Genomic DNA, 1,654 nt, shown 5'->3' on the forward strand with positions numbered 1-1,654 from the left:
TTGTCGGCGACCATGCGGTCCAGCAGACGCACGCCATAGCCCACGGCGCCGTCCGGCACGGTCGGGTTGCGGCTGTCCTTGACCCAGGCGGTCGAGGCGATGTCGATGTGCGCCCACGGCACGCCGTTGGTGAAGCGTTGCAGGAACAGGGCGGCGGTGATCGAGCCGCCGGCGCGACCGTTGCCGGTGTTCTTCACGTCGGCGATCGGGCTGTCGATGTGACGCTCGTAGGCGGCCGGGATCGGCAGGCGCCAGACATTCTCGCCGACCTTGGGACCGGCAGCAAGGATGCCGTCAGCCAGGTCGTCATTGTTCGAGAAGACGCCGGCGTATTCCAGACCCAGCGAGATGATGATGGCGCCCGTCAGGGTGGCCAGGTCGATCATGAATTTCGGCTTGAAACGCTCCTGCGTGTACCACAGGGCGTCGGCCAGAACGAGGCGGCCTTCGGCGTCGGTGTTCAGCACCTCGACCGTCTGGCCCGACATCGACACGACCACGTCGCCGGGACGCTGGGCCTTGCCGTCAGGCATGTTCTCGACCAGACCGAGGACGCCGACGACGTTAACCTTGGCCTTGCGGCCCGCCAGGGCGTGCATCAGGCCGGCCACGGCGGCGGCGCCGCCCATGTCCCACTTCATTTCCTCCATGCCGTCGGCCGGCTTCAGGCTGATGCCGCCGGTGTCGAAGCAGACGCCCTTGCCGACGAAGGCGATGGGGGCCTCGCCTTCCTTGCCGCCGTTCCACTGGATGACGGCCAACTGGCTTTCGCGCTCCGAGCCTTGGCCCACGCCCAGCAGGGTGTGCATGCCCAGCTTTTCCATCTCGGCTTCGCCCAGGATCTCGACCTTGGCGCCCAGGGCTTCCAGTTCCTTCACGCGGCGAGCGAACTCGGCCGGGTAAAGGACGTTGGCCGGCTCCGACACCAGATCGCGCGAGAACAGGACGGCATCGGCCACGGCGGACAGCGGCTGGAAGGCGGCTTCGGCGGCCTTCACGTCGGACGTCACGACGCGGACCGTCGTGACCGACGGAATCTTGTCGGCCTTCTGCTTGGTCAGATACTTGGCGAAGCGATAGGCGGCCAGGCGCACGGCGAAAGCGGCGCGGGCGGCCTGCTCGGCCGACAGGTGGGCGGCGTCGATGGTCAGGACTTCGGCGCCCGACAGCTTGGCGGCGTGATAGGCGGCGGCGGCGGCGGTCTCGACCGCCAGATCGTCGAACTTGTCAGCCGCGCCCGCGCCGACCAGCAGAACCGAGTCAGCGTCCACGCCGGACGGAGCCGCAACGGTCAGGCTGCTGTTCGCGGCGCCCGTGAAGCGGCTGTTGGTCATCGCCTTGGTCAGAGCGCCCGAGGCGGCGACGTCCAGGGCCGAGCCCGTACCGGCCAGCGCGCGGCCATCGTGAACCAGAACGGCAAGGATTTGAGCGGCGCTGGGGGAAGCGACGAACTCGATTTTCATGAAACCTACTCCAGGCCGAGGTTCTGTGCCCCGGTCGTGCTTGAATCGGACATAACGCAGCGGCTGTTTCACCGTTGCGTTGGGATGTGTATTACATGGCCCGCATCGCTCGCGGCTGCAACTCGCTCGCCCCCGAAACACTTTCTTTCCCGACCATGACGCTGATTCAGGGCTACCTTTTCCGCCAGATC

The 1,654-nt window shown here is 66.9% G+C and carries 1 protein-coding gene; it reads right to left on the minus strand.

Going from position 1 to position 1,654, the window contains the following annotated elements; genetic code table 11:
* Positions 1 to 1,463: leucyl aminopeptidase (locus VGE49_RS13675; RefSeq protein WP_331035088.1), on the minus strand; the 1,463-nt coding region annotated here is incomplete at its 3' end.
* Between the last annotated feature and the right edge of the window lie 191 nt (positions 1,464 to 1,654).

This window comes from Brevundimonas sp. (assembly GCF_036405315.1).
Taxonomy (GTDB): Bacteria; Pseudomonadota; Alphaproteobacteria; order Caulobacterales; family Caulobacteraceae; genus Brevundimonas.